Raw genomic sequence first — 20,402 nt, forward strand, 5'->3', positions numbered from 1 at the left:
CCAGTGGCGCGGCGGGAGTGCCGCGCGCATTGGCCGGATCGACCTGCGCGGTCGGCCGTCTCAGTCGTGGTGGGTCAGTTCGAGGATGCGGTCGACCAGCTTGTTGATCCCCGAGGCGGCCTCGCTGATCGACTGGGCGAGCATGTAGGCCGGGGTGCTGACCAGCTTGCGCGGGCCGTCTTCGATGATCTCGCTGACCTCGCATTCGCGGTGCACGGCGCCCATCTGGGTCAGGGTCGCGGCGGTGTCGTGGTCGTTGCCGATGGTGCATTCCACGCCATTGCCGAAGATCCGCGCCGCCAGCACCGGCGAGATGCAGATCAGGCCGACCGGCTTGCCGGCGCTGGCGAAGGACTTGGCGGCGTTCAGCACGTCCGGTTGCACCTTGAGGTTGGCGCCGCTCAGGGCGAAGTCCGAGAGGTTCTTCGCCGCGCCGAAGCCGCCGGGCATGATCAGCGCATCGAAGTCGTCGGCGTGCAGCTCGCGCACGTCCTTGATCTTACCGCGGGCGATACGCGCGGATTCCACCAGCACGTTGCGGGTCTCGTCCATCTCGTCGCCACTGTAGTGATCGACCACGTGCAGCTGCTCCACGTTCGGCGCGAAGCACTGCACCTGGGCGCCGCGCTGGTCGAGGCGCAGCAGGGTGATCACGCTCTCATGGATCTCGGCGCCGTCGTAGACGCCGCAGCCGGAAAGAATCACTGCCACTTTCTTGTTCATCGAATACTCCTGGTCATGGGGCTGGGCCAAGGTGGCTGCGCAGGAAGCTTCTGGCCCGCTGCTGGGCATCCTTGGCGAGTTGTGGTTGGTAGGTGGCCAGATCGCTGAGGTGGTCGAACACGTGATCGGCGTTTGCGTAGCGCTGCACCTGGATCGCCCCCGGTTGCAGCTGCCGCAGGGCCTCGAGGCACTGGCGGTGATCGGTGATGTGGTCCTCGCCGGCCAGCAGCATCAGCTGCGGCGGCTGCGCACTCATGTGCCGGCGCAGCTGGGCGGGAAAGCCGCAATAGGGGTAGTAGAGAATCGCCGCCCTGACCCGCTCGAGCCCCTGTCGTCCGGGGGCGGCGAAGCCATGGCCGGCCGCGCCGCCATAGGCCAGGGCATCGAGGATGCTCCAGCCGCCATGGGAGAAGCCGAGCAGGGCCAGGCGCCGGCCGTCGACCCGGGGCAGCTCGGCGGCCAGCTCGATGGCGGCATACACGTCCAGGGCGCGCTGGTTGCCCCACAGCTGCTTGCCGGCACACACCGGCCGCCAGTCGTCGATGCCGCGGGCCCCGTGGCTGTCGACGAACAGCGCGGCGTAGCCGGCCGGCAGGAGCCAGTCGTTGACGCTGTCGAGTAGCGCCTGGTGCTGTCCGCTGCAGCCGTGGAACACCAGTACGGTGGCGAAGGGGCCGCTGCCGGCCGGGGTGAACAGGCGCAGGTGCGGGGCCAGGCGGGCCTTGGCGCTGGCCAGGTCGTCGGCTTCCGGCAACAGCGCCGTGCGATAGGGGTAGAGGCCGAGCAGGGCGGCAATGCTCAGCAGGGCCAGGGCGATCAGGAGCCAGCGAAGGGGTCTGCGCATACTGTCTTCACGTGTCACTCGGGCGGTCGCCGGGCCTCGCCTGAGGCGCCGGCGGCGGGTTTGCCATCCCTAGCAATCCTAGTCGCAGACTGCGCCGCGCGATACGCGCCGGGGTGAATTCGCCCGCGCCCGGCCGGCAGGCAACCTAGCGTTCGGAATCGGCCCCTCGGCGCAGGCGCCGGCGCAGCCAGAGCACCACGGCGACCAGCAGCAGGGCGGCGAACACATACAGCTGATAGCGACGCAGATCGCCGAGCAGCGTTTCCAGGGCCGCGCCCAGGTGGTAGGCGGCCAGGCCCAGGCCGCCGGCCCACAGCGCTGCGCCTATGCCGTCGAGCAGCAGGTAGCGGCGCCAGGAGTAGCCAGACAGGCCGATGGCCAGCGGCATCACCGTGCGCATGCCGTAGAGGAAGCGAAAGCTCAGCACCCACAGGTCCGGGTAGCGGCGCAGGTGGCGCAATGCCTTGTCGCCCAGGGCGTGCCAGCGTGGCCGGCGATCGAGAATCTCGCGGCCGTGGCGCCGGCCCAGGTGGTACCACAGCTGATCGCTGGCATAGGTGCCGCAGAAGGCGCACAGCACCACCCATTCCAGGCTCAGGTAGCCGCGCAGGGCCAGGTAGGCTGCCAGCAGCAGCGACACCTCGCCTTCGAGGAAGGTGCCCAGGACCAGGGCCGGGTAACCGTATTGCTGCAGCAGGTCTTCGAGCATGGGAACAACCGCGGGAAGGGGCATTCAGCCTACTCCCTCGGAACCGGGCGGAAAACTCCGGGCGACTCGACGGATACACGCCGGCATGGCCACAATGCGGCTCCGGCCGCTGCGACCCGCCGTCGCAGACTCGATTCCGCTGTCATCTATTGGTCATAATGACCGCTTATAACTGTCACACTCGCCCGTTCGCGCGGGCTCTGGAGTCTGCCGTGAGCTTTACCCCCGCCAATCGCCTGTTCCCTGCCACTCGCCTGCGCCGCAATCGTCGCGACGATTTCTCCCGGCGCCTGGTGCGCGAGCATCGCCTGAGCGTCGACGACCTGATCCTGCCGGTGTTCGTCCTCGACGGCGAAGGCCGCCGCGAGGCGGTGGAGTCGATGCCCGGGGTCGAGCGCCTGTCCATCGACCTGCTGCTGCAGGAGGCGGAAAAGTGGGTGGCCCTGGGCATTCCGGCGCTGGCGCTGTTCCCGGTGACGCCACTGGAGATGAAGTCCCTGGATGGCGCCGAGGCCTGGAACCCGGACGGCATCGCCCAGCGCGCGATCCGCGCCCTGCGCGCACGCTTCCCGGAGCTGGGGTTGATCAGCGACGTGGCCCTGGACCCCTTCACCACCCACGGCCAGGACGGCATCCTCGACGACAGCGGCTACGTGCAGAACGACATCACCGTCGATGCCCTGGTCAAGCAGGCGCTGTCCCATGCCGAGGCCGGGGCCCAGGTGGTCGCGCCCTCGGACATGATGGACGGCCGCGTGCAGGCGATCCGCGAGGCGCTGGAGCTGGCCGATCACAGCAACGTGCGCATCATGGCCTATTCGGCCAAGTACGCCAGCGCCTACTACGGCCCGTTCCGCGATGCGGTCGGCTCGGCGGGCAACCTCGGCAAGAGCAACAAGTACAGCTACCAGATGGACCCGGCCAACAGCGACGAGGCGCTGCACGAGGTGGCCGCCGACCTGGCCGAAGGCGCCGACATGGTCATGGTCAAGCCGGGCATGCCCTACCTGGATATCGTCGCCCGGGTGAAAAGCGAATTTCGCGCGCCGACCTTTGTCTATCAGGTCAGTGGCGAGTACGCCATGCACATGGCGGCGATCCAGAACGGCTGGCTCTCCGAGGCGGTGATCCTCGAGTCGCTGACCGCCTTCAAGCGCGCCGGCGCCGATGGCATCCTCACCTATTTCGCCGTTCGCGCGGCAGAACTCTTGCAGCAGGGGCAGTAGTCCCCCAGGACCAGACGATGAATACCGAAGGACTCTCCCAGAGCGAAGTGCTCGAGCCGCAGGCGCCAACCGTCGAGTTGCCGGAAGTGCCGGAGCCGGCGCCGATCGAGGCGCCCACCCCGGCGCCGCCTTTGGTGGTGCCGAGCCTGGACGACAGCAGCCTGTACATCCATCGCGAGCTGTCGCAGCTGCAGTTCAACATCCGCGTGCTGGAGCAGGCGCTGGACGAGTCCTATCCACTGCTGGAGCGGCTGAAGTTCCTCCTGATCTTCTCCAGCAACCTCGACGAGTTCTTCGAGATTCGCGTCGCCGGGCTGAAGAAGCAGATCAACTTCGCCCGCGAGCAGGCCGGTGCCGACGGTCTGCAGCCGCACCAGGCGCTGGCGCGGATCAGCGAGCTGGTGCACGAGCAGGTCGGCCGCCAGTACGCGATCCTCAACGACGTGCTGTTTCCGGCGCTGGCCAAGCACAACATCAACTTCATCCGCCGCCGCCACTGGAACACCAAGGTCAAGGCCTGGGTGCGCCGCTACTTCCGCGACGAGATCGCGCCGATCATCACGCCGATCGGCCTCGATCCGACGCACCCGTTCCCCTTGCTGGTGAACAAGAGCCTGAACTTCATCGTCGAGCTGGAGGGCGTCGACGCCTTTGGCCGCGACTCGGGCCTGGCCATCATCCCGGCGCCGCGCCTGCTGCCACGGGTGATCCGGGTGCCGGAGGAGGTGGGTGGCGCGGGCGCCAACTACGTGTTCCTCTCCTCGATGATCCACGCCCATGCCGACGACCTGTTCCAGGGCATGAAGGTCAAGGGCTGCTACCAGTTCCGCCTGACCCGCAACGCCGACCTGTCGGTGGACACCGAGGACGTCGAGGACCTGGCCCGCGCCCTGCGCGGCGAGCTGTTCTCCCGGCGCTACGGCGACGCGGTGCGCCTGGAGGTGGTCGACAGCTGCCCGAAGAACCTGTCCGACTATCTGCTCAAGCAGTTCGGCCTGACCGAGGGCGAGCTGTACCAGGTCGGCGGCCCGGTCAACCTGACCCGGCTGTTCAGCATCACTGGCCTGGACAGTCATCCAGAGCTGCAGTACACCCCCTTCACCCCGGTGATTCCCAAGCTGCTGCAGAACAGCGAGAACATCTTCAGCGTGGTCAGCAAGCAGGACATCCTCCTGCTGCACCCCTTCGAGTCGTTCACCCCAGTGGTCGACCTGCTGCGCCAGGCGGCGAAGGACCCGCACGTGCTGGCGATCAAGCAGACGCTGTACCGCAGCGGGGCCAACTCGGAGATCGTCGATGCGCTGGTGGAGGCGGCGCGCAACGGCAAGGAGGTCACCGCGGTGATCGAGCTGCGCGCGCGCTTCGACGAGGAATCCAACCTGGCCCTGGCCAGCCGCCTGCAGGCCGCCGGCGCGGTGGTGATCTACGGTGTGGTCGGGTTCAAGACCCACGCCAAGATGATGCTGATCCTGCGTCGCGAGAACGGCGATATCGTTCGCTACGCCCACGTAGGCACCGGCAACTACCACGCCGGCAACGCCCGCCTGTACACCGACTACAGCCTGCTCACCGCCGACGTGGCCCTCGGCGAGGACGTGGCCAAGCTGTTCAGCCAGCTGATCGGCATGGGCAAGACCCTGCGCATGAAGAAGCTGCTGCACGCGCCCTTCACCCTGAAGAAGACCCTGCTCGACCTGATCGGTCGCGAGACGGCGCTGGCCAGCGAGGGCAAGCCGGCGCACATCATCGCCAAGTTCAACTCGCTGACCGACGCCAAGATCATTCGCGCGCTGTACAAGGCCAGCCAGGCCGGGGTGAAGATCGACCTGGTGGTGCGCGGCATGTGCTGCCTGCGCCCGGGCATTCCCGGGGTGTCGCACAACATCCAGGTGCGCTCGATCATCGGCCGCTTCCTCGAGCACACCCGGGTGTTCTACTTCCTCAACGAGGGCGAGGAGAAGATCTACCTATCCAGTGCCGACTGGATGGAGCGCAACCTGGACAAGCGGGTCGAGACCTGTTTCCCGGTGGAGGGCAAGAAACTGGTCACCCGGGTGAAGAAGGAGCTGGAAAGCTACCTGACCGACAACACCCAGGCCTGGGTGCTGCAGCCCGACGGTCGTTACCTGCGTTGCAGCCCGACCGGCAACCAGAACCCGCGCAGTGCCCAGGCGGGTCTGCTGGAGAAGCTGACGGCGCCGGTGGTCAGCGCACGCTGAGGTCGATGCCGACGCGCTTGAGCCACTCCGCTTCCTGGGTGAAGTCGGCCTGGGTCAGCGGGTTGGCGGCCAGCCAGTCGTCCGGGAAGTGGATCTCCAGGCTGCTCTCGGCCGCGCGCAGCTGCACTTTGGGCATTTCCTGGGTGCCGCGGATGTGATGGAAGAGGATGGCGAAGCGCAGCAGCACGCACAGGCGCACCAGCTTCACGCCCTCGGCGCCGAAGTCGGCGAGCTTGTCCTTGGGGATGTTGCGCCGGTGGCCGCGCACCAGCAGCGCCAGCATCTGCTGGTCGAGGCGTGAGAAGCCGGCCAGGTCGGAATGCTCGACCAGGTAGGCACCGTGCTTGTGGTACTGGTAGTGGGCGATGTCCAGGCCGATCTCGTGGACCCGCGCGGCCCACACCAGCAGTTCGCGGTGCCAGTCGTCGCTCAGGCCCCAGCTGTCCTTCACCTGCTCCAGTGCCTCCAGCGCCTTGCTTTCGACCCGCGCGGCCTGCTCCAGGTCGACGTGGTAACGCTCCATCAGGGCGCTGAGGGTGCGCCCGCGCACGTCCTCGTGATGGTGGCGGCCGAGCAGGTCATAGAGCACGCCTTCGCGCAGCGCCCCCTCGGAGTGGCTCATGCGCTGGATGTCGCAGGCATCGAAGATCGCCTCGAGAATTGCCAGGCCGGCGGGGAAGATGCCGCGTCTGTCCGGCTTGATGCCGTCCAGATCGAGCTTGTCCACTTCGCCGAGCTTGAAGATCTTGCGCTTGAGCCAGGCCAGGCCTTCCGGATTGACCTCGCCGCTGCCCAGGCCGGCGGCCTGGATGGCCAGGCCGATGGCCTTGATGGTGCCCGATGCACCCACCGCGTCTTCCCACTTGTGCCGGCGCAGGGCGTGCTCGATGCCCATCACCTCCAGGCGCGCCGCGGTGTAGGCCTGGGCGTAGCGCGCCGGGGTGATCTTGCCGTCGCGGAAGAAGCGCTGGGTATAGCTCACGCAGCCCATCTGCAGGCTCTCGCGCAGCAGGGGCTCGAAGCGCAGGCCGACGATGAACTCGGTGCTGCCGCCGCCGATGTCGGCGACCAGGCGCTTGCCCGGGGTGGCGGCGATGCTGTGGGACACGCCGAGGTAGATCAGGCGCGCCTCCTCGCGGCCGGAGATGACCTCCACCGGATGGCCGAGAATCTCCTCGGCGCGGCGGATGAACTCGCCACGGTTGCGCGCCTCGCGCAGGGCATTGGTGCCGACGATGCGCAGCGCGCCCTCCGGCAGGCTGGCAGTCAGCTGGGCGAAACGGCGCAGGCAGTCGAGGCCGCGGACCATGGCCTCTTCGCTGAGCAGGCGCTGTTCGTCGATGCCGGCGGCCAGCTGGACCTTGTCGCCGAGGCGTTCGAGCACGCGAATCTCGCCGTGATCGGCCTTGGCCAGAACCATGTGGAAGCTGTTGGAGCCCAGGTCGATAGCTGCAATCAAGGGAAAAGACTCGGCTGGAGTGTGCGGCATGGGGCATAGGTCTCGGTGCGGATCCATGCCATCCTGCCACGATAGCCCGGGTGAGCCAACGCATACCGACGCCGCAGGCGTCCCCGTGGCCCGCGCAATCGGCCGCCACCGGGCTCAGCCGGCGACGCCTGCGGGCAGGTGAATTTGTGCGGGTCCATAGTTAAGCTCAATGGCGTCTGCCTTCCTGTGCCAGGCAAGCCGGGCTATGATGTCGATCACTTTTTGCTTCCGAACACGGAGACTTTCCATGAGCGAATTCATCACCAACGTCAGCGATGCTAGCTTCGATGAAGAAGTTATCCAGGCTGAGGGTCCGGTATTGGTCGATTACTGGGCTGAGTGGTGCGGCCCATGCAAGATGATTGCCCCCGTCCTCGACGAGATCGCCCAGACCTACCAGGGCAAGCTGAAGGTGTGCAAGCTGAACATCGACGAGAACCAGGATACCCCGCCGAAGTACGGTGTGCGCGGCATCCCGACCCTGATGCTGTTCAAGAACGGCAACGTCGAAGCGACCAAGGTTGGTGCACTGTCCAAGTCGCAGCTGGCCGCCTTCCTCGACAGCAACATCTAAAGTCGCTGTGTGGCAAAAAGGCCCCGAATATGCGGGGCTTTTTTCCGTCTGAAGGCTAGACGCCTTCGTCAGGCCGGTGTTACATTCGGCCTCGCTGCATTTCCTATGCAGCCCTCTGCAAGCCGTCGCCGACGCATTCCTACTCGAATACTTTCGCTACACCAGTAGGCGATCCGTTCGCCTTCTCAGCGGCGCGGCCTCCCAAGCTAATAGCTTATTCTCCCTCCTTCATGATTACGTCATTCCTATGAATCTGACCGAACTCAAGCAAAAGCCGATCACCGAACTGCTGGAAATGGCCGAACAGATGGGCATCGAGAACATGGCCCGTTCGCGCAAGCAGGACGTGATTTTCTCGCTGCTGAAAAAACACTCGAAAAGCGGCGAGGAAATTTCCGGTGATGGCGTGCTGGAGATCCTCCAGGACGGTTTCGGCTTCCTCCGCTCCGCAGACGCCTCCTACCTGGCCGGCCCGGACGACATCTACGTCTCGCCCAGCCAGATTCGCCGCTTCAACCTGCGCACGGGCGACACCATCGTCGGCAAGATTCGTCCGCCGAAAGAAGGCGAGCGTTACTTCGCGCTGCTCAAGGTCGATACGATCAACTACGATCGCCCGGAAAACGCGAAGAACAAGATCCTGTTCGAAAACCTGACGCCGCTGTTCCCCAACAAGCGCCTGGTCATGGAAGCCGGCAACGGCTCCACCGAAGACATCACCGGTCGGGTGATCGACCTCTGCGCGCCGATCGGCAAGGGCCAGCGTGGCCTGATCGTGGCGCCGCCGAAGGCCGGCAAGACCATCATGCTGCAGAACATCGCGGCCAACATCACCCGCAACAACCCCGAGTGCCACCTGATCGTCCTGCTGATCGACGAGCGCCCGGAAGAAGTGACCGAGATGCAGCGCACCGTGCGCGGCGAAGTGGTCGCCTCGACCTTCGATGAGCCGCCGACCCGCCACGTGCAGGTCGCCGAGATGGTGATCGAGAAGGCCAAGCGCCTGGTCGAGCACAAGAAGGACGTGGTCATCCTGCTCGACTCCATCACCCGCCTGGCGCGCGCCTACAACACCGTGATCCCGAGCTCCGGCAAAGTGCTCACCGGTGGTGTCGACGCCCACGCCCTGGAGAAGCCCAAGCGCTTCTTCGGCGCCGCGCGCAACATCGAGGAAGGCGGCTCGCTGACCATCCTCGCCACCGCGCTGGTGGAGACCGGCTCGAAGATGGACGAGGTGATCTACGAGGAATTCAAGGGCACCGGCAACATGGAGCTGCCGCTGGACCGGCGTATCGCCGAGAAGCGCGTGTTCCCGGCGATCAACATCAACCGTTCCGGCACCCGCCGCGAAGAGTTGCTGACCGCCGAGGACGAGCTGCAGCGCATGTGGATCCTGCGCAAGCTGCTGCACCCGATGGACGAGATCGCCGCCATCGAGTTCCTCATCGACAAGCTGAAGGCGACCAAGACCAACGACGAGTTCTTCCTGTCGATGCGTCGCAAGTAAGTCGCTGGGCTGTCGCAAAGGCCGGGGAAACCCGGCTTTTGTGCATCTGCATCCCCGCTATCCTTCTGAATAACCCAGTTCGGCGCTAAACTTTGCGCCCCCTACTGGCCTGCCCGAGACGAGGCTCCTGCATGCAGTATCGCGACCTGCGCGACTTTATTCGCGGTCTGGAACAGCGCGGCGAACTCAAGCGAATCCATACCCCGGTTTCCCCGGTGCTGGAAATGACCGAGATCTGCGACCGCACCCTGCGCAAGGCCGGCCCGGCGCTGCTGTTCGAGAACCCCACGGGCTTCGCCATGCCGGTGCTCGGCAACCTGTTCGGCACGCCCAAGCGGGTGGCCCTGGGCATGGGCGCCGAAGAGGTCGCCGAGCTGCGCGAGATCGGCAAGCTGCTGGCCTTCCTCAAGGAGCCTGAGCCGCCGAAGGGCCTGAAGGACGCCTGGTCCAAGCTGCCGATCTTCAAGAAAGTCCTGGCCATGGCGCCCAAGGTACTCAAGGACGCGCCTTGCCAGGAGGTGGTCGAGGAGGGCGAGGATGTCGACCTGGGCAAGCTGCCGGTGCAGACCTGCTGGCCCGGCGATGTCGGGCCGCTGATCACCTGGGGTCTGACCGTCACCAAGGGGCCGAACAAGGAACGGCAGAACCTCGGCATCTACCGCCAGCAGGTGATCGGCCGCAACAAGCTGATCATGCGCTGGCTCAGCCATCGCGGTGGCGCCCTGGATTTCCGTGACTGGTGCGAGAAGTACCCGGGCCGCCCCTACCCGGTGGCGGTGGCCCTGGGCGCCGATCCGGCGACCATCCTCGGCGCCGTCACCCCGGTGCCCGACAGCCTCTCCGAATACGCCTTCGCCGGCCTGTTGCGCGGCAACAAGACTGAGCTGGTCAAGTGCCGCGGCAACGACCTGCAGGTGCCGGCCAGCGCCGAGATCGTCCTCGAGGGGGTGATCCATCCGGGCGAGATGGCCGACGAGGGACCCTATGGCGACCACACCGGCTACTACAACGAAGTGGATCGTTTCCCGGTGTTCACCGTCGAGCGCATCACCCGCCGCCAGCAGCCGATCTACCACAGCACCTACACCGGGCGGCCACCGGACGAGCCGGCGATCCTCGGCGTGGCGCTGAACGAAGTCTTCGTGCCGATCCTGCAGAAGCAGTTCCCCGAGATCACCGACTTCTACCTGCCACCCGAAGGCTGTTCCTACCGCATGGCGGTGGTGACCATGAAGAAGCAGTACCCGGGCCATGCCAAGCGCGTAATGCTCGGGGTCTGGTCGTTTTTGCGACAGTTCATGTACACCAAGTTCGTTATCGTCACCGATGACGACGTCAACGCGCGGGACTGGAACGACGTGATCTGGGCCATCACCACGCGCATGGACCCCAAGCGCGACACGGTGCTGATCGACAACACGCCGATCGACTACCTCGACTTCGCCTCGCCGGTCTCGGGGCTAGGCTCAAAGATGGGCCTGGATGCCACCCACAAGTGGCCGGGCGAGACCACTCGCGAATGGGGTCGCGCCATCGTCCAGGACGAGGCGGTGAAGCGACGGGTCGATGAACTGTGGAACGAGTTGGGAATTGATTGATGCGTGTCACTCTGCAACCTTCAGGTGCGGTGCTCGAGACTCAGCCGGGTGAGCGCATCCTCGATGCCGCCCGGCGCCTGGGCTACGACTGCCCGCAAAGCTGCCGCAACGGCAATTGCCATATCTGCGCGGCGCTGCTGGTCGAGGGGCGCGTGCAGCAGGCCGGCGCCGAGCTGGACCATGGCGAGCTGCTCACCTGCCTGGCCGAGCCGCTGGGCGACTGCGTGCTGCACTGGGACGGGGTGATGGCGCCCGGCGAGCTGGCGGTGCGCGAGCTGAGCTGCCAGGTGATCGACTGCCAGGCGGTGGGCGGCGACGTCCATCGCCTGAGCCTGCGCGCGCCGGCCGGCAAGATCCCGCGCTACCACGCCGGCCAGTACCTGCTGCTGCAGCGTGAAGATGGCGAGTACGCGGCCTTCTCCCTGGCGTCGGCGCCACACTGCGGCCGTGAGCTGGAGCTGCATATCCTGGCCCGCGACGAGGCGACCCGCGGCTTGCTGGCCTTCCTCCGTGGCCAGGGCTTCGCCCGGGTGCAGCTGCCGTTCGGCGATACCCACCTGGCCGAGCTGCCGGAGGGCCCGCTGGTGCTGATCGCCGCCGGCACCGGCATGGCGCAGATGCACAGTCTGATCGAGCACTGCCGCGCGGCGGGCTTCAGGCACCCGGTGCACCTGTACTGGGGCGCCCGGCGTCCAGAGGACTTCTATCAGCTGCCCTGCTGGAGCGACTGGCAGCAGCTGGACAACCTGTTCCTGCACCAGGTGGTCAGCGACCAGTGCGGCTGGTCGGGCCGTTGCGGCCTGCTGCACGAGGCGGTGCGCGAGGACTTCGCCGACCTCAAACCACTGCACGTTTATGCCAGCGGGTCGCCGGCGATGGTCTATGCGACCCTGGATGCATTGGTCGAGGCCGGCATGGACGCGCACCAGATGCGCGCCGATGTGTTCGCCTATGCGCCCAGGGGCTGAGCGCCGCTCATGAAAAAGGCCGCCTGATGGCGGCCTTTTTCGTTGGCCCGGCCTACCTGACCCGGACCACCAGTTTGCCGACGGCCTGACGCCGGCCGAGGCAGTCGATCGCTGCGCCGGCCTGCTCCAGTGGGAAGGTCTGCGAGACCAGCGGCTTGAGCTTGCCCTCGGCATGCCAGGCGAACAGCTGCTGGAAGTTGGCGGCGTTGTCCTGGGGCTGGCGCTGGGCGAAAGCGCCCCAGAATACGCCGACCACCGCGGCGCCCTTGAGCAGGGCCAGGTTGACCGGCAGCTCGGGGATGCGTCCGCTGGCGAAGCCGACCACTAGCAGGCGTCCGTTCCAGGCGATGCTGCGGATGGCCGCGTCGAACTGGTCGCCGCCCACCGGGTCGTAGATCACGTCGGCGCCCTGGCCGCCGGTCAGGCGCTTGACCTCGTCCTTCAGGCTCTGCTCGCTGTAGTTGATCAGCTCGTCGGCGCCCGCGGCCCTGGACACTTCCAGTTTCTCCGCGCTGCTGGCCGCAGCAATCACCCTGGCGCCCATGGCCTTGCCGATCTCCACCGCGGCCAGGCCGACGCCGCCGGAGGCGCCAAGCACCAGCAGGGTCTCGCCGGGCTGCAGGTTGGCCCGCTGCTTGAGCGCGTGCATCGAGGTGCCGTAGGTCATGCCGAAGGCGGCGGCGCTGAGGAAGTCCATGCTCGACGGGAGCGGCATGACGTTGTAGCCGGGCACGGCCACCTGCTCGGCGAAACTGCCCCAGCCGGTCAGGGCCATCACCCGGTCTCCGACCTTGAGGTGGCCGACCTTCTCGCCGACCGCGCGAACCACGCCTGCGGCTTCGCCACCCGGGGAGAAGGGGAAGGGCGGCTTGAACTGGTACTTGCCCTCGATGATCAGGGTGTCGGGGAAGTTGACCCCGGCGGCATGTACCTCGAGGAGGACTTCGTTCTTCTTCGGCTCGGGGCTGGCGACTTCTTCCAGGGCCAGGGTTTCGGCGGGGCCGAAGGCTTTGCACAGCACGGCTTTCATCGGGCGTTGTCCTCTGTGGTGATGCCCCGCAGTGTAGGAAGCCGGCGGCGGCGGTCAACGAGCATGGTCGACCCTGATTGCGCGGCATAAGCGCCGGGCTTGGGTGCCGGCCCGGCAATGGCTATGCTAGGCCGCAATCTAGTGGAGATCTCGCTCGTGAAAGTCCTTATCGCTGCACTGCTCGCCCTGTCGCTGCCGATGTCGGCCCTGGCCGAAGAGGAGGAAAGCGCCGCCAAGCCGCAGGTGATCTACCACAACCTGTTCCCGGCACTGGTCGGCAACTTCGGCGGCGGGCCGAAGCTGAAGTTCTACAAGGCCGATGTCGCGCTGCGCGTCAGTGGTCCCGAGGCCCAGGCCAAGCTGAAGCACCACGAACCGCTGATCCGCAACCAGTTGGTGATGCTGTTCGCCCAGCAGACCGAGGAGGGCCTGAGCGCGGCGGATGCCAAAGAGGTGCTGCGCCAGGAGGCGTTGAAGCAGGTGCAGCAGGTGCTGACCCAGGAAGAGGGCCAGCCGGTGGTCGAGGACCTGCTGTTCAACAACCTGATCCTGCAGCGCTGACGAGGGCCTGTGCCTAGCGCAGGGCCAGGATCGCCGCCCACTGCTCGGTGCTGACCGGCATTACCGACAGGCGGCTGCCGCGCTGCACCAGGGGCAGCTCGAGCAGGGCGCTCTGCTGCTTCAGCTCGGCCAGCGGGATGACGCGGGCGAAGGCCTCGACGAAGCTCACGTCGACCGCGCTCCAGGGGGTCTTCGTAGCGCTGGCCTTGGCGTCGAAGTAGTGGCTCTGCGGGTCGAGCGCGCTCGGGTCGGCATAGGCCGGGCGGCTGATCCGCGCGATGCCGGCGATGCCGGGCTCGGGGCAGCTGGAGTGATAGAAGAAGAATGCGTCGCCGGCCTGCATGGCGCGCAGGAAGTTGCGTGCCTGGTAGTTGCGTACGCCGTCCCAGCGGGTTTCACCGAGACGCTGCAGGTCGTGGATGGATAATTCATCCGGTTCTGACTTCATCAGCCAATAAGGCATGAACTTTGCTCCATTTGGTCGGTCCGTTTATCGGGCTGATGGTCGTACGAGCCACCGACAACCGTTTGGCGCCTGATATTGCGACGCCGCCGCGGTTGGTCGACAATGCCCGGCCTCGTGCCAGGCACCTCGCGCGACCGATAAAAATAACGCCGCCGGTCCACCGTGCGCAGTGTGCCTTGAAGGAGGAGGCATTCGATGAAACGCAAGCCAGATCTATTGTGGGTATTGGTCATCCTGTTCAGCCTGGGCATGGTTACCACGGGTTACACCCAGAGCCTTTGGGATCGCCAGAACCAGCCGCCGGTCGAGGCCGCTGAGCAGCCCTGAGGCCCTCGCCCGGGGCCGCATCGGGAAGCAGGCTGGCGCCTGCCGTCAGTACCAACCCTTATCCGTTACCGTCGCCTCGAGCGGCACATCCCAGCTGGCCAGCGCCAGTCGATCCACTTGCTGACACTCATGGGCCAGGCCCAAGAGGGTCGGCTTGTGCCAATTTTTGCGCATGCTGCGGTAGGCCAGGCTGCGATCATAGAAGCCGCCGCCCATGCCGAGGCGACCGCCATGGCGGTCGAAACCGACCAGCGGCATTAGAATCAGGTCCAGCGCCCAGACCTTGCGCTGCCGCGCCGGGTCGCGTCTCGGTTCGAGAATGCGGAAGCGGTTGGGCGTCAGGCTGTCGCGCTGGCGCACCCGCTGGAACACCATTTTGGTGCTCGGCCAGGGGTTGAGCACCGGCAAATACGTGGCCTTGCCCCGCCGTTGGGCGGCGCGCAGCAGGGGCCTGGGGTCGATCTCGCCGTCGTTGGGCAGGTACAGGGCAATGTGTCGGGCGCGGCGGAACAGCGGGTGCTGCGCCAGCTGGCGATACAGGTCCTGGGCGGCGCGGCGCTGGGCCTGGGGGCTGAGGCGGCGGCGGGCCTGGCGTAGCAGGCGGCGCAGTTGCGCGCGGGACAGGTCGTTGGTGTCGTGCATGATTCAGGCGGGTAGTCCATCGCCGCGAACGGGCGCTGGGTGAAGAAGGGTGACTCCCCGACGTGCCGCTGTCGGTTTAGCCCTTGAACCCGAGAGTTCAAGGTGGAGGTTGCAGGAGGCGTTAAGGCTTTCCGTCAGGCGGACATGCACACCTGCCTCAACATGCAACCCCCGGGTTTGTGCGTATCGGCTCAGGGACATCACCAACTGGCGCACACCCCAGGGAGTGGCGGCCAGTATACCCGAATCGAGGCTGGCGTCAGCCATTGTGACCATCGCCGTCGCTGCCCAGGGCGGTATCGACCCGCTCGAGCAGGCTGCGCACGTGGTCGCGGGTGCTGCTGGTGTGCTGTTCCAGGTGCTGCTGCTTGTGCAGCAACTCGTGGGAGATGTTCAGGGCGGCCATCACCGCCACGCGGTCGGCGCCGATGACTTTGCCGCTCGAGCGGATCTCGCGCATCTTGCCGTCCAGGTAGCGGGCGGCGCTTTCCAGGTTGGCGCGCTCATCCGGCGGGCAGGCGATGCAGTATTCTTTGTCCAGGATATGGACGGTGACGGTATTCGACTGGGTCATGAGTCCTGCTCCAGGGCTTTTAGGCGCGAAATCATCGATTCGACCTTGTGCCGGGCCATTTCGTTCTTTTCGATCAGATGGGCGCGTTCCTCGCGCCAGGCCTTTTCATTCGCCAGGAGAAGTCGGTTGTGGGCCTTAAGCTGCTCGACGCGCTGGATCAGCAGGTCCAGCTTGGTCGTAAGGGCGTGCAGATCGGCGTCTTCCATGGGTTCTCGCTAAGGCAAGGATTGACCGGACTATATAGGAGCGGGCGGCCTCGGGGTCAAACCCTCGGATGGTCTTGCCGCGCCTGCCGGTGCTAGGATACGAGGCCTTCATTCTAGTGATTGCGCCGTCTGGCGCCTAGTTATCTATGCCGACTTCCAGTTCCGCCTATGCCGCCTTCGCCGCGTTGCTCGCCAGCAGCGCCAATCCCGTTTCTCCCGCCGAACTGCACGGCCTGCTGCTGGGGCGCAGTTGCGCCGGTGCCGGCTTCGAGATCGCACCCTGGCTGGCCGATGCCGCCGAGCTGCTCGGTGGCGCCCCCGAGGACAATGTGCGCCAGGCGCTGATCGGCCTGCAGGAAATGGTCAAGGGCGAATTGACCGGCGAAGAGGTCACCGTGGTCCTGCTGCTGCCTTCCGACGAGGCGCCGCTGCAGGAGCGGGCCAAGGCGCTGGGCCTGTGGTGCCAGGGCTTTCTCGGCGGCTTCGGCCTGACCGCCGGCGACCGCGCGCTGAGCGCCGAAGCCATGGAGGTGCTGCAGGACCTGTCGGCCATCGCCCAGGTGCAGAACGCCCTGGAAGAGTCGGAAGACGGCGAGAACGACTATATGGAAGTGATGGAATACCTGCGCGTCGCGCCGCTGCTGTTGTTCAGCGAATGCGCCAAGCCGGTGGCGGCCGCCAAACCGTCGCTGCACTGATTCTTCATGCCCCCCACACCGGACCCTGCCTGCCCATGACCAGCATCCCCAAGTCGGAATACGCCCGTCGGCGCAAGGCGCTGATGGAGCAGATGGAGCCCAACAGCATCGCCATCCTGCCGGCCGCGCCGGTGTACATCCGCAACCGCGATGTCGAGCACGTGTACCGCCAGGACAGCGACTTCCAGTACCTCTCCGGCTTTCCCGAGCCCGAAGCGGTGATCGCCCTGATTCCGGGGCGCGAACACGGCGAATACGTGTTGTTCTGCCGTGAGCGCGATCCCGAACGCGAGCTGTGGGACGGCCTGCGCGCCGGCCAGGACGGTGCGATCAGCCAGTACGGCGCCGACGATGCCTTTCCCATCGGTGACATCGACGACATCCTCCCCGGCCTGATCGAAGGCCGCGAGCGGGTCTACTACGCCATGGGCACCAACCAGGAATTCGACCGCCACCTGATGGAGTGGATCAACGTGATCCGCTCCAAGGCGCGCCAGGGCGCCCAGCCGCCGAACGAGTTCGTCGCCCTCGACCACCTGCTGCACGACATGCGCCTGTACAAGAGCGCCGCCGAGGTCAAGGTGATGCGCGAGGCCGCGCAGATTTCCGCCCGCGCCCATATCCGCGCCATGCAGGCCAGCCGTCCCGGCCTGCACGAGTTCCACCTGGAAGCCGAGCTGGACTACGAGTTTCGCAAGGGCGGGGCGAAGATGCCGGCCTACGGCTCGATCGTCGCCGCCGGCCGGAACGCCTGCATCCTGCATTACCGCGAGAACGACGCGCCGCTCAAGGACGGTGACCTGGTGCTGATCGACGCCGGCTGCGAGATCGACTGCTATGCCAGCGACATCACCCGCTGCTTCCCGGTCAACGGCCGCTTCTCGCCGGAGCAGAAAGCCATCTACGAGCTGGTGCTGGCGGCCAACGAGGAGGCGTTCAAGCACATCGCCCCGGGCAAGCACTGGAACGAGGCCCATGAAGCGACGGTGCGGGTGATCACCGCCGGCCTGGTCGAGCTCGGCCTGCTGCAGGGCGAAGTCGACGAGCTGATCGCCAGCGAGGCCTACAAGCCGTTTTACATGCACCGCGCCGGCCATTGGTTGGGCATGGACGTGCACGATGTCGGCGACTACAAGGTCGGCGGTGTCTGGCGCGAGCTGGAGGCCGGCATGGCCATGACCGTCGAGCCGGGCATCTATATCGCCGTCGATAACCAGAACGTGGCGAAGAAATGGCGCGGCATCGGCGTGCGCATCGAGGACGACGTGGTGGTGACCAAGGAGGGTTGCGAGGTGCTCACCACCGGCGTGCCGAAGACAGTCGCGGAGATCGAGGCGCTGATGGCCGCGGCAAAGCGCGAGGTCGCCTGAGGCCATGCAGCGCGCCCATCTCGCGATCATTGGCGGCGGCCTGGTCGGCGCCAGCCTGGCCCTGGCCCTGCAGGGCGCGGCCAAGGCGCGCGGCTGGCAGATCTGCCTGATCGAGGCCTTTACCCCTGGCGACGGTTACCAGCCCAGCTATGACGCGCGCTCCACCGCGCTGTCCTACGGCTCGCAACAGATCTATCAGCGCCTGGGCATCTGGCAGCAGGTGACCAAGCGCGCCGAGCCTATCCGGCAGATCCACGTCTCCGACCGCGGCCGCTTCGCCGCGGCGCGCCTCAGTGCGATGGAGGAGGGCGTGCCGGCGCTCGGCTACGTGGTGGAGAACGCCTGGCTCGGCCAGTGCCTGTGGCAGGCCCTGGATCCGGAGGTGGTCAGCTGGCGCAGCCCGGCCCAGGTCACGCGTCTCGACGCGCTGCCGGCAGGCTATCGCCTGACCCTGGACGACGACTCCAGCCTGGAGTGCGAGCTGGCGGTGCTCGCCGAAGGCGGCCGCTCCGGTCTGCGCGAACAACTCGGCATCGGCGTCAGCCACCGCCCCTACGGGCAGAGTGCGCTGATCGCCAACCTCAGCCCGCAGGAAGCCCATCGCGGCCAGGCCTTCGAGCGTTTCACCGAAGACGGGCCGATGGCCCTGCTGCCGCTGCCGGACAACCGCTGTGCACTGATCTGGACCCGGGCCGAGGCCGATGCCGAGCGCTTGCTGCGCCTGGATGAGGCGGCCTTTCGCGCTGAGCTGCAACAGGCCTTCGGTTACCGCCTCGGCGCCATTGGCCAGGTCGGCGCCCGCCATCTCTATCCGCTGGCGTTGATCGAGGCCCAGGAACAGGTGCGCCCGCACCTGGTGGTGCTGGGCAATGCCGCGCACAGCCTGCACCCGATCGCCGGCCAGGGTTACAACCTGTCGTTGCGCGACACCCAGGCGCTGGCCGAGGCGCTGCTGGCCAGTCGCGCGCCACTCGGCGATTTCGCCGTGCTGCAGGGTTACCTGCAGCGCCAGCAGAGCGATCAGCAGCTGACCCTGGGCTTCTCCGACCGGGTCACGCGCCTGTTCAGCAATGGTGAGCCGCTGCTTGCCGCCGGGCGCAACCTCGGCCTGCTTGGCCTGGACCTGTTGCCGCCGGCCAAGCGCTGGTTCGCCCGCCAGGCCATGGGCCTGGGCACTCGCGCCCAGCCTTGAGCCGGCGCATGGACAAGGGCTGCGCAAGGGCCAGGTCGCCTAGAGCGCGCCGTTCTACCCCTGGTACCCGTGCGGTGGTCAGGCGCTGGTATGGGTACCCAAGACTCTCTACTTGCGACTCGAGCCCCACGCGGCGAGCCGCCTAAGGAATGGACATGGATGCGGATCTGATCATCGTCGGCGCCGGTATGGTCGGCAGCGCCCTGGCGCTGGCGCTGCAGGATGCGGGCCTGGAAATTCTGCTGGTCGATGGCGGGCCGCTGAGTGTCGCGCCGTTCGACCGCAACGGCGCCTTCGAGCCGCGCGTCAGCGCACTCTCGGCGGCCAGTCAGCGGGTGCTCGAGCGCCTCGGCGTATGGCCGGGCATCGCCGCACGGCGCGCCAGTGCCTACGGCGAGATGCAGGTGTGGGACGGCGCCGGCACCGGGCATATCCATTTCAGCGCGGCCAGCGTGCACGCGCAGACCCTCGGCCATATCGTCGAGAACCGGGTGGTGCAGGAGGCCCTGCTCGAGCGCCTGCACGACAGCCGGGTGGGCCTGCTGGCCGGTGCGCGCCTGGAACGCCTGCGCCGCTCCGGCGACGGCTGGCTGCTGAACCTGGAGGATGGTCGTGAGTTGCGCGCGCCGCTGCTGGTGGCCGCCGACGGCGCCAACTCGGCGGTGCGCCGCCTGGCCGGCTGCGCCACCCGCGAATGGGACTACCTGCACCATGCCATCGTCACCAGCGTGCGCTGCAGCGAGCCGCACCGGGCCACGGCCTGGCAGCGCTTCACCGATGACGGCCCGCTGGCCTTCCTGCCCCTCGATTCGGGCGACGGGCAGCACTGGTGCTCGATCGTCTGGTCCTGCGTGCCGGACGAGGCCGAGCGCCTGATGAACCTGCCGGACGAGGCCTTCTGCGAGGCGCTGGGCAAGGCCTTCGAGCATCGTCTGGGGCGGGTGCTGCAGGCCGATCGGCGCCTGCGCATCCCGCTGCGCCAGCGGCATGCCAAGCGTTACGTCGAGGACGGCCTGGCGCTGATCGGCGATGCCGCCCACAGCATTCATCCGCTGGCCGGGCAGGGGGTCAACCTGGGCTTTCTCGATGCCGCGGTGCTTGCCGAGGTGTTGCTGCACGCCCTGGGGCGTGGCGAGCGCCTGGCCGAGGAGCGGGTGCTGAGCCGCTACGAACGCCGGCGCATGCCCCACAACCTGGCGATGATGGCGGCGATGGAGGGTTTCGAGCGGCTGTTCCAGGCCGATCCGCTACCGCTGCGCTGGCTGCGCAATGCCGGGCTCAACTGGGTCGACGGCCAGCCCGAGGCCAAGGCCTTGTTCGTGCGTCAGGCCCTCGGCCTGTCCGGCGACCTGCCGGAGCTGGCGCGCCCCTGATCCGCGGCAGGGTCGCCGCTGGCCTAGTCTGACGCCTCCAGTGGCCGATCGCCTCGGTTCGCGATCTTGTCGTTGCTGGGATGGCGCCGTCGGAAATGCCTGGTTG

21 protein-coding genes and 1 other RNA gene are annotated in these 20,402 nt (G+C 66.8%); 12 read left to right on the plus strand and 10 right to left on the minus strand.

What is annotated here, in order from left to right; all coding sequences use genetic code 11:
- Window positions 1–60: 60 nt before the first annotated feature.
- The 3 genes from elbB to LPB260_RS21525 all read right to left on the minus strand — a co-directional run bounded on the left by elbB (window position 61) and on the right by LPB260_RS21525 (window position 2,276).
- Window positions 61–723 (minus strand): isoprenoid biosynthesis glyoxalase ElbB, encoded by a 663-nt coding sequence (gene elbB, locus LPB260_RS21515; protein ID WP_208707897.1) that lies wholly within the window; start codon window positions 721–723, stop codon window positions 61–63.
- 13 nt (window positions 724–736) lie between these two features.
- Window positions 737–1,567: a dienelactone hydrolase family protein gene (locus LPB260_RS21520; protein ID WP_208707898.1), complete on the minus strand. Its 831-nt coding sequence runs from the start codon at window positions 1,565–1,567 to the stop codon at window positions 737–739.
- Window positions 1,568–1,712: 145 nt separating this feature from the next.
- Window positions 1,713–2,276, minus strand: coding sequence for a DedA family protein (locus LPB260_RS21525; protein WP_208710098.1), 564 nt, complete (start codon window positions 2,274–2,276; stop codon window positions 1,713–1,715).
- Window positions 2,277–2,488: 212 nt separating this feature from the next.
- Between LPB260_RS21525 and hemB the strand changes: the two genes are divergently transcribed.
- Together hemB and ppk1 are read left to right on the plus strand one after the other, a co-directional pair.
- Window positions 2,489–3,502: a porphobilinogen synthase gene (hemB, locus tag LPB260_RS21530; protein WP_208707899.1), complete on the plus strand. Its 1,014-nt coding sequence runs from the start codon at window positions 2,489–2,491 to the stop codon at window positions 3,500–3,502.
- Window positions 3,503–3,519: 17 nt separating this feature from the next.
- Window positions 3,520–5,721 (plus strand): polyphosphate kinase 1, encoded by a 2,202-nt coding sequence (ppk1, locus tag LPB260_RS21535; RefSeq protein ID WP_208707900.1) that lies wholly within the window; start codon window positions 3,520–3,522, stop codon window positions 5,719–5,721.
- Here the strand turns inward: ppk1 and ppx are convergent.
- The gene (gene ppx, locus LPB260_RS21540; RefSeq protein ID WP_208707901.1) at window positions 5,708–7,210 is read right to left on the minus strand and encodes an exopolyphosphatase; all 1,503 of its coding nucleotides are present in this window, start codon (window positions 7,208–7,210) and stop codon (window positions 5,708–5,710) included. The genes ppk1 and ppx overlap by 14 nt on opposite strands.
- A 247-nt stretch (window positions 7,211–7,457) precedes the next feature.
- On the opposite strand from ppx, the gene trxA reads away from it, so the two are divergent.
- The 4 genes from trxA to LPB260_RS21560 all read left to right on the plus strand — a co-directional run bounded on the left by trxA (window position 7,458) and on the right by LPB260_RS21560 (window position 11,857).
- The gene (gene trxA, locus LPB260_RS21545) at window positions 7,458–7,784 is read left to right on the plus strand and encodes a thioredoxin TrxA (protein WP_208707902.1); all 327 of its coding nucleotides are present in this window, start codon (window positions 7,458–7,460) and stop codon (window positions 7,782–7,784) included.
- A gap of 247 nt (window positions 7,785–8,031) precedes the next feature.
- Complete coding sequence (rho, locus tag LPB260_RS21550; RefSeq protein ID WP_208707903.1) at window positions 8,032–9,291, plus strand: transcription termination factor Rho; 1,260 nt, start codon at window positions 8,032–8,034, stop codon at window positions 9,289–9,291.
- A 131-nt stretch (window positions 9,292–9,422) separates the two neighbouring features.
- Window positions 9,423–10,889, plus strand: a complete 1,467-nt coding sequence (gene ubiD / locus LPB260_RS21555; protein WP_208707904.1) for a 4-hydroxy-3-polyprenylbenzoate decarboxylase — start codon at window positions 9,423–9,425, stop codon at window positions 10,887–10,889.
- Window positions 10,889–11,857 carry a CDP-6-deoxy-delta-3,4-glucoseen reductase gene (locus LPB260_RS21560; RefSeq protein WP_208707905.1) on the plus strand — a complete coding sequence of 323 codons (969 nt, stop codon included), beginning with the start codon at window positions 10,889–10,891 and terminating at the stop codon, window positions 11,855–11,857. Before ubiD ends, LPB260_RS21560 begins: the two co-directional genes overlap by 1 nt.
- A 52-nt stretch (window positions 11,858–11,909) precedes the next feature.
- Here the strand turns inward: LPB260_RS21560 and LPB260_RS21565 are convergent, their stop codons facing one another.
- A complete protein-coding gene (locus tag LPB260_RS21565) occupies window positions 11,910–12,887 on the minus strand; it encodes an NADPH:quinone oxidoreductase family protein (protein ID WP_208707906.1) in 978 nt (325 codons plus the stop codon).
- 156 nt (window positions 12,888–13,043) lie between these two features.
- On the opposite strand from LPB260_RS21565, the gene LPB260_RS21570 reads away from it, so the two are divergent.
- Window positions 13,044–13,448, plus strand: coding sequence for a flagellar basal body-associated FliL family protein (locus LPB260_RS21570; protein WP_256625531.1), 405 nt, complete (start codon window positions 13,044–13,046; stop codon window positions 13,446–13,448).
- A 13-nt stretch (window positions 13,449–13,461) separates the two neighbouring features.
- Here LPB260_RS21570 and LPB260_RS21575 read toward each other — a convergent pair whose 3' ends face one another.
- Complete coding sequence (locus tag LPB260_RS21575) at window positions 13,462–13,911, minus strand: EVE domain-containing protein (RefSeq protein ID WP_208707907.1); 450 nt, start codon at window positions 13,909–13,911, stop codon at window positions 13,462–13,464.
- A gap of 198 nt (window positions 13,912–14,109) precedes the next feature.
- Between LPB260_RS21575 and LPB260_RS29110 the strand changes: the two genes are divergently transcribed.
- Window positions 14,110–14,241 (plus strand): hypothetical protein, encoded by a 132-nt coding sequence (locus LPB260_RS29110; protein WP_256625532.1) that lies wholly within the window; start codon window positions 14,110–14,112, stop codon window positions 14,239–14,241.
- A 45-nt stretch (window positions 14,242–14,286) separates the two neighbouring features.
- Here the strand turns inward: LPB260_RS29110 and LPB260_RS21580 are convergent, their stop codons facing one another.
- The 4 genes from LPB260_RS21580 to LPB260_RS21595 all read right to left on the minus strand — a co-directional run bounded on the left by LPB260_RS21580 (window position 14,287) and on the right by LPB260_RS21595 (window position 15,663).
- Complete coding sequence (locus tag LPB260_RS21580; protein WP_208707908.1) at window positions 14,287–14,883, minus strand: 5-formyltetrahydrofolate cyclo-ligase; 597 nt, start codon at window positions 14,881–14,883, stop codon at window positions 14,287–14,289.
- Between the two features lie 50 nt (window positions 14,884–14,933).
- Window positions 14,934–15,112: non-coding RNA, 6S RNA (ssrS, locus tag LPB260_RS21585), on the minus strand.
- 30 nt (window positions 15,113–15,142) lie between these two features.
- Window positions 15,143–15,457 (minus strand): cell division protein ZapA, encoded by a 315-nt coding sequence (locus LPB260_RS21590; protein WP_208707909.1) that lies wholly within the window; start codon window positions 15,455–15,457, stop codon window positions 15,143–15,145.
- Entirely contained in the window at window positions 15,454–15,663 is a 210-nt protein-coding gene (locus LPB260_RS21595; protein ID WP_208707910.1) for a TIGR02449 family protein, read from the minus strand. Before LPB260_RS21595 ends, LPB260_RS21590 begins: the two co-directional genes overlap by 4 nt.
- A gap of 146 nt (window positions 15,664–15,809) precedes the next feature.
- Here LPB260_RS21595 and LPB260_RS21600 point away from each other — a divergent pair, with 146 nt between their 5' ends.
- The 4 genes from LPB260_RS21600 (at window position 15,810) to LPB260_RS21615 (ending at window position 20,296) form a co-directional block, all read left to right on the plus strand.
- Window positions 15,810–16,361, plus strand: coding sequence for a YecA family protein (locus tag LPB260_RS21600; RefSeq protein ID WP_208707911.1), 552 nt, complete (start codon window positions 15,810–15,812; stop codon window positions 16,359–16,361).
- A gap of 35 nt (window positions 16,362–16,396) precedes the next feature.
- Window positions 16,397–17,731 (plus strand): Xaa-Pro aminopeptidase, encoded by a 1,335-nt coding sequence (gene pepP, locus LPB260_RS21605; protein ID WP_208707912.1) that lies wholly within the window; start codon window positions 16,397–16,399, stop codon window positions 17,729–17,731.
- Window positions 17,732–17,735: 4 nt separating this feature from the next.
- On the plus strand, window positions 17,736–18,923 hold the full coding sequence (gene ubiH / locus LPB260_RS21610) for a 2-octaprenyl-6-methoxyphenyl hydroxylase (protein ID WP_208707913.1): 1,188 nt from the start codon (window positions 17,736–17,738) through the stop codon (window positions 18,921–18,923).
- Window positions 18,924–19,078: 155 nt separating this feature from the next.
- Window positions 19,079–20,296, plus strand: a complete 1,218-nt coding sequence (locus tag LPB260_RS21615) for a 2-octaprenyl-3-methyl-6-methoxy-1,4-benzoquinol hydroxylase (RefSeq protein ID WP_208707914.1) — start codon at window positions 19,079–19,081, stop codon at window positions 20,294–20,296.
- Window positions 20,297–20,402: the final 106 nt, after the last annotated feature.

The organism is Pseudomonas sp. LPB0260 (assembly GCF_013388395.1).

Bases quoted from the DNA above. Each gene is read 5' to 3' on its own strand.
- elbB (WP_208707897.1), bottom strand. From the start codon at position 723: ATGAACAAGAAAGTGGCAGTGATTCTTTCCGGCTGCGGCGTCTACGAC.
- LPB260_RS21520 (WP_208707898.1), bottom strand. From the start codon at position 1,567: ATGCGCAGACCCCTTCGCTGGCTCCTGATCGCCCTGGCCCTGCTGAGC.
- LPB260_RS21525 (WP_208710098.1), bottom strand. From the start codon at position 2,276: ATGCTCGAAGACCTGCTGCAGCAATACGGTTACCCGGCCCTGGTCCTG.
- ppk1 (WP_208707900.1), top strand. From the start codon at position 3,520: ATGAATACCGAAGGACTCTCCCAGAGCGAAGTGCTCGAGCCGCAGGCG.
- ppx (WP_208707901.1), bottom strand. From the start codon at position 7,210: ATGCCGCACACTCCAGCCGAGTCTTTTCCCTTGATTGCAGCTATCGAC.
- trxA (WP_208707902.1), top strand. From the start codon at position 7,458: ATGAGCGAATTCATCACCAACGTCAGCGATGCTAGCTTCGATGAAGAA.
- rho (WP_208707903.1), top strand. From the start codon at position 8,032: ATGAATCTGACCGAACTCAAGCAAAAGCCGATCACCGAACTGCTGGAA.
- ubiD (WP_208707904.1), top strand. From the start codon at position 9,423: ATGCAGTATCGCGACCTGCGCGACTTTATTCGCGGTCTGGAACAGCGC.
- LPB260_RS21560 (WP_208707905.1), top strand. From the start codon at position 10,889: ATGCGTGTCACTCTGCAACCTTCAGGTGCGGTGCTCGAGACTCAGCCG.
- LPB260_RS21565 (WP_208707906.1), bottom strand. From the start codon at position 12,887: ATGAAAGCCGTGCTGTGCAAAGCCTTCGGCCCCGCCGAAACCCTGGCC.
- LPB260_RS21575 (WP_208707907.1), bottom strand. From the start codon at position 13,911: ATGCCTTATTGGCTGATGAAGTCAGAACCGGATGAATTATCCATCCAC.
- LPB260_RS29110 (WP_256625532.1), top strand. From the start codon at position 14,110: ATGAAACGCAAGCCAGATCTATTGTGGGTATTGGTCATCCTGTTCAGC.
- LPB260_RS21580 (WP_208707908.1), bottom strand. From the start codon at position 14,883: ATGCACGACACCAACGACCTGTCCCGCGCGCAACTGCGCCGCCTGCTA.
- LPB260_RS21590 (WP_208707909.1), bottom strand. From the start codon at position 15,457: ATGACCCAGTCGAATACCGTCACCGTCCATATCCTGGACAAAGAATAC.
- LPB260_RS21595 (WP_208707910.1), bottom strand. From the start codon at position 15,663: ATGGAAGACGCCGATCTGCACGCCCTTACGACCAAGCTGGACCTGCTG.
- LPB260_RS21600 (WP_208707911.1), top strand. From the start codon at position 15,810: ATGCCGACTTCCAGTTCCGCCTATGCCGCCTTCGCCGCGTTGCTCGCC.
- pepP (WP_208707912.1), top strand. From the start codon at position 16,397: ATGACCAGCATCCCCAAGTCGGAATACGCCCGTCGGCGCAAGGCGCTG.
- ubiH (WP_208707913.1), top strand. From the start codon at position 17,736: ATGCAGCGCGCCCATCTCGCGATCATTGGCGGCGGCCTGGTCGGCGCC.
- LPB260_RS21615 (WP_208707914.1), top strand. From the start codon at position 19,079: ATGGATGCGGATCTGATCATCGTCGGCGCCGGTATGGTCGGCAGCGCC.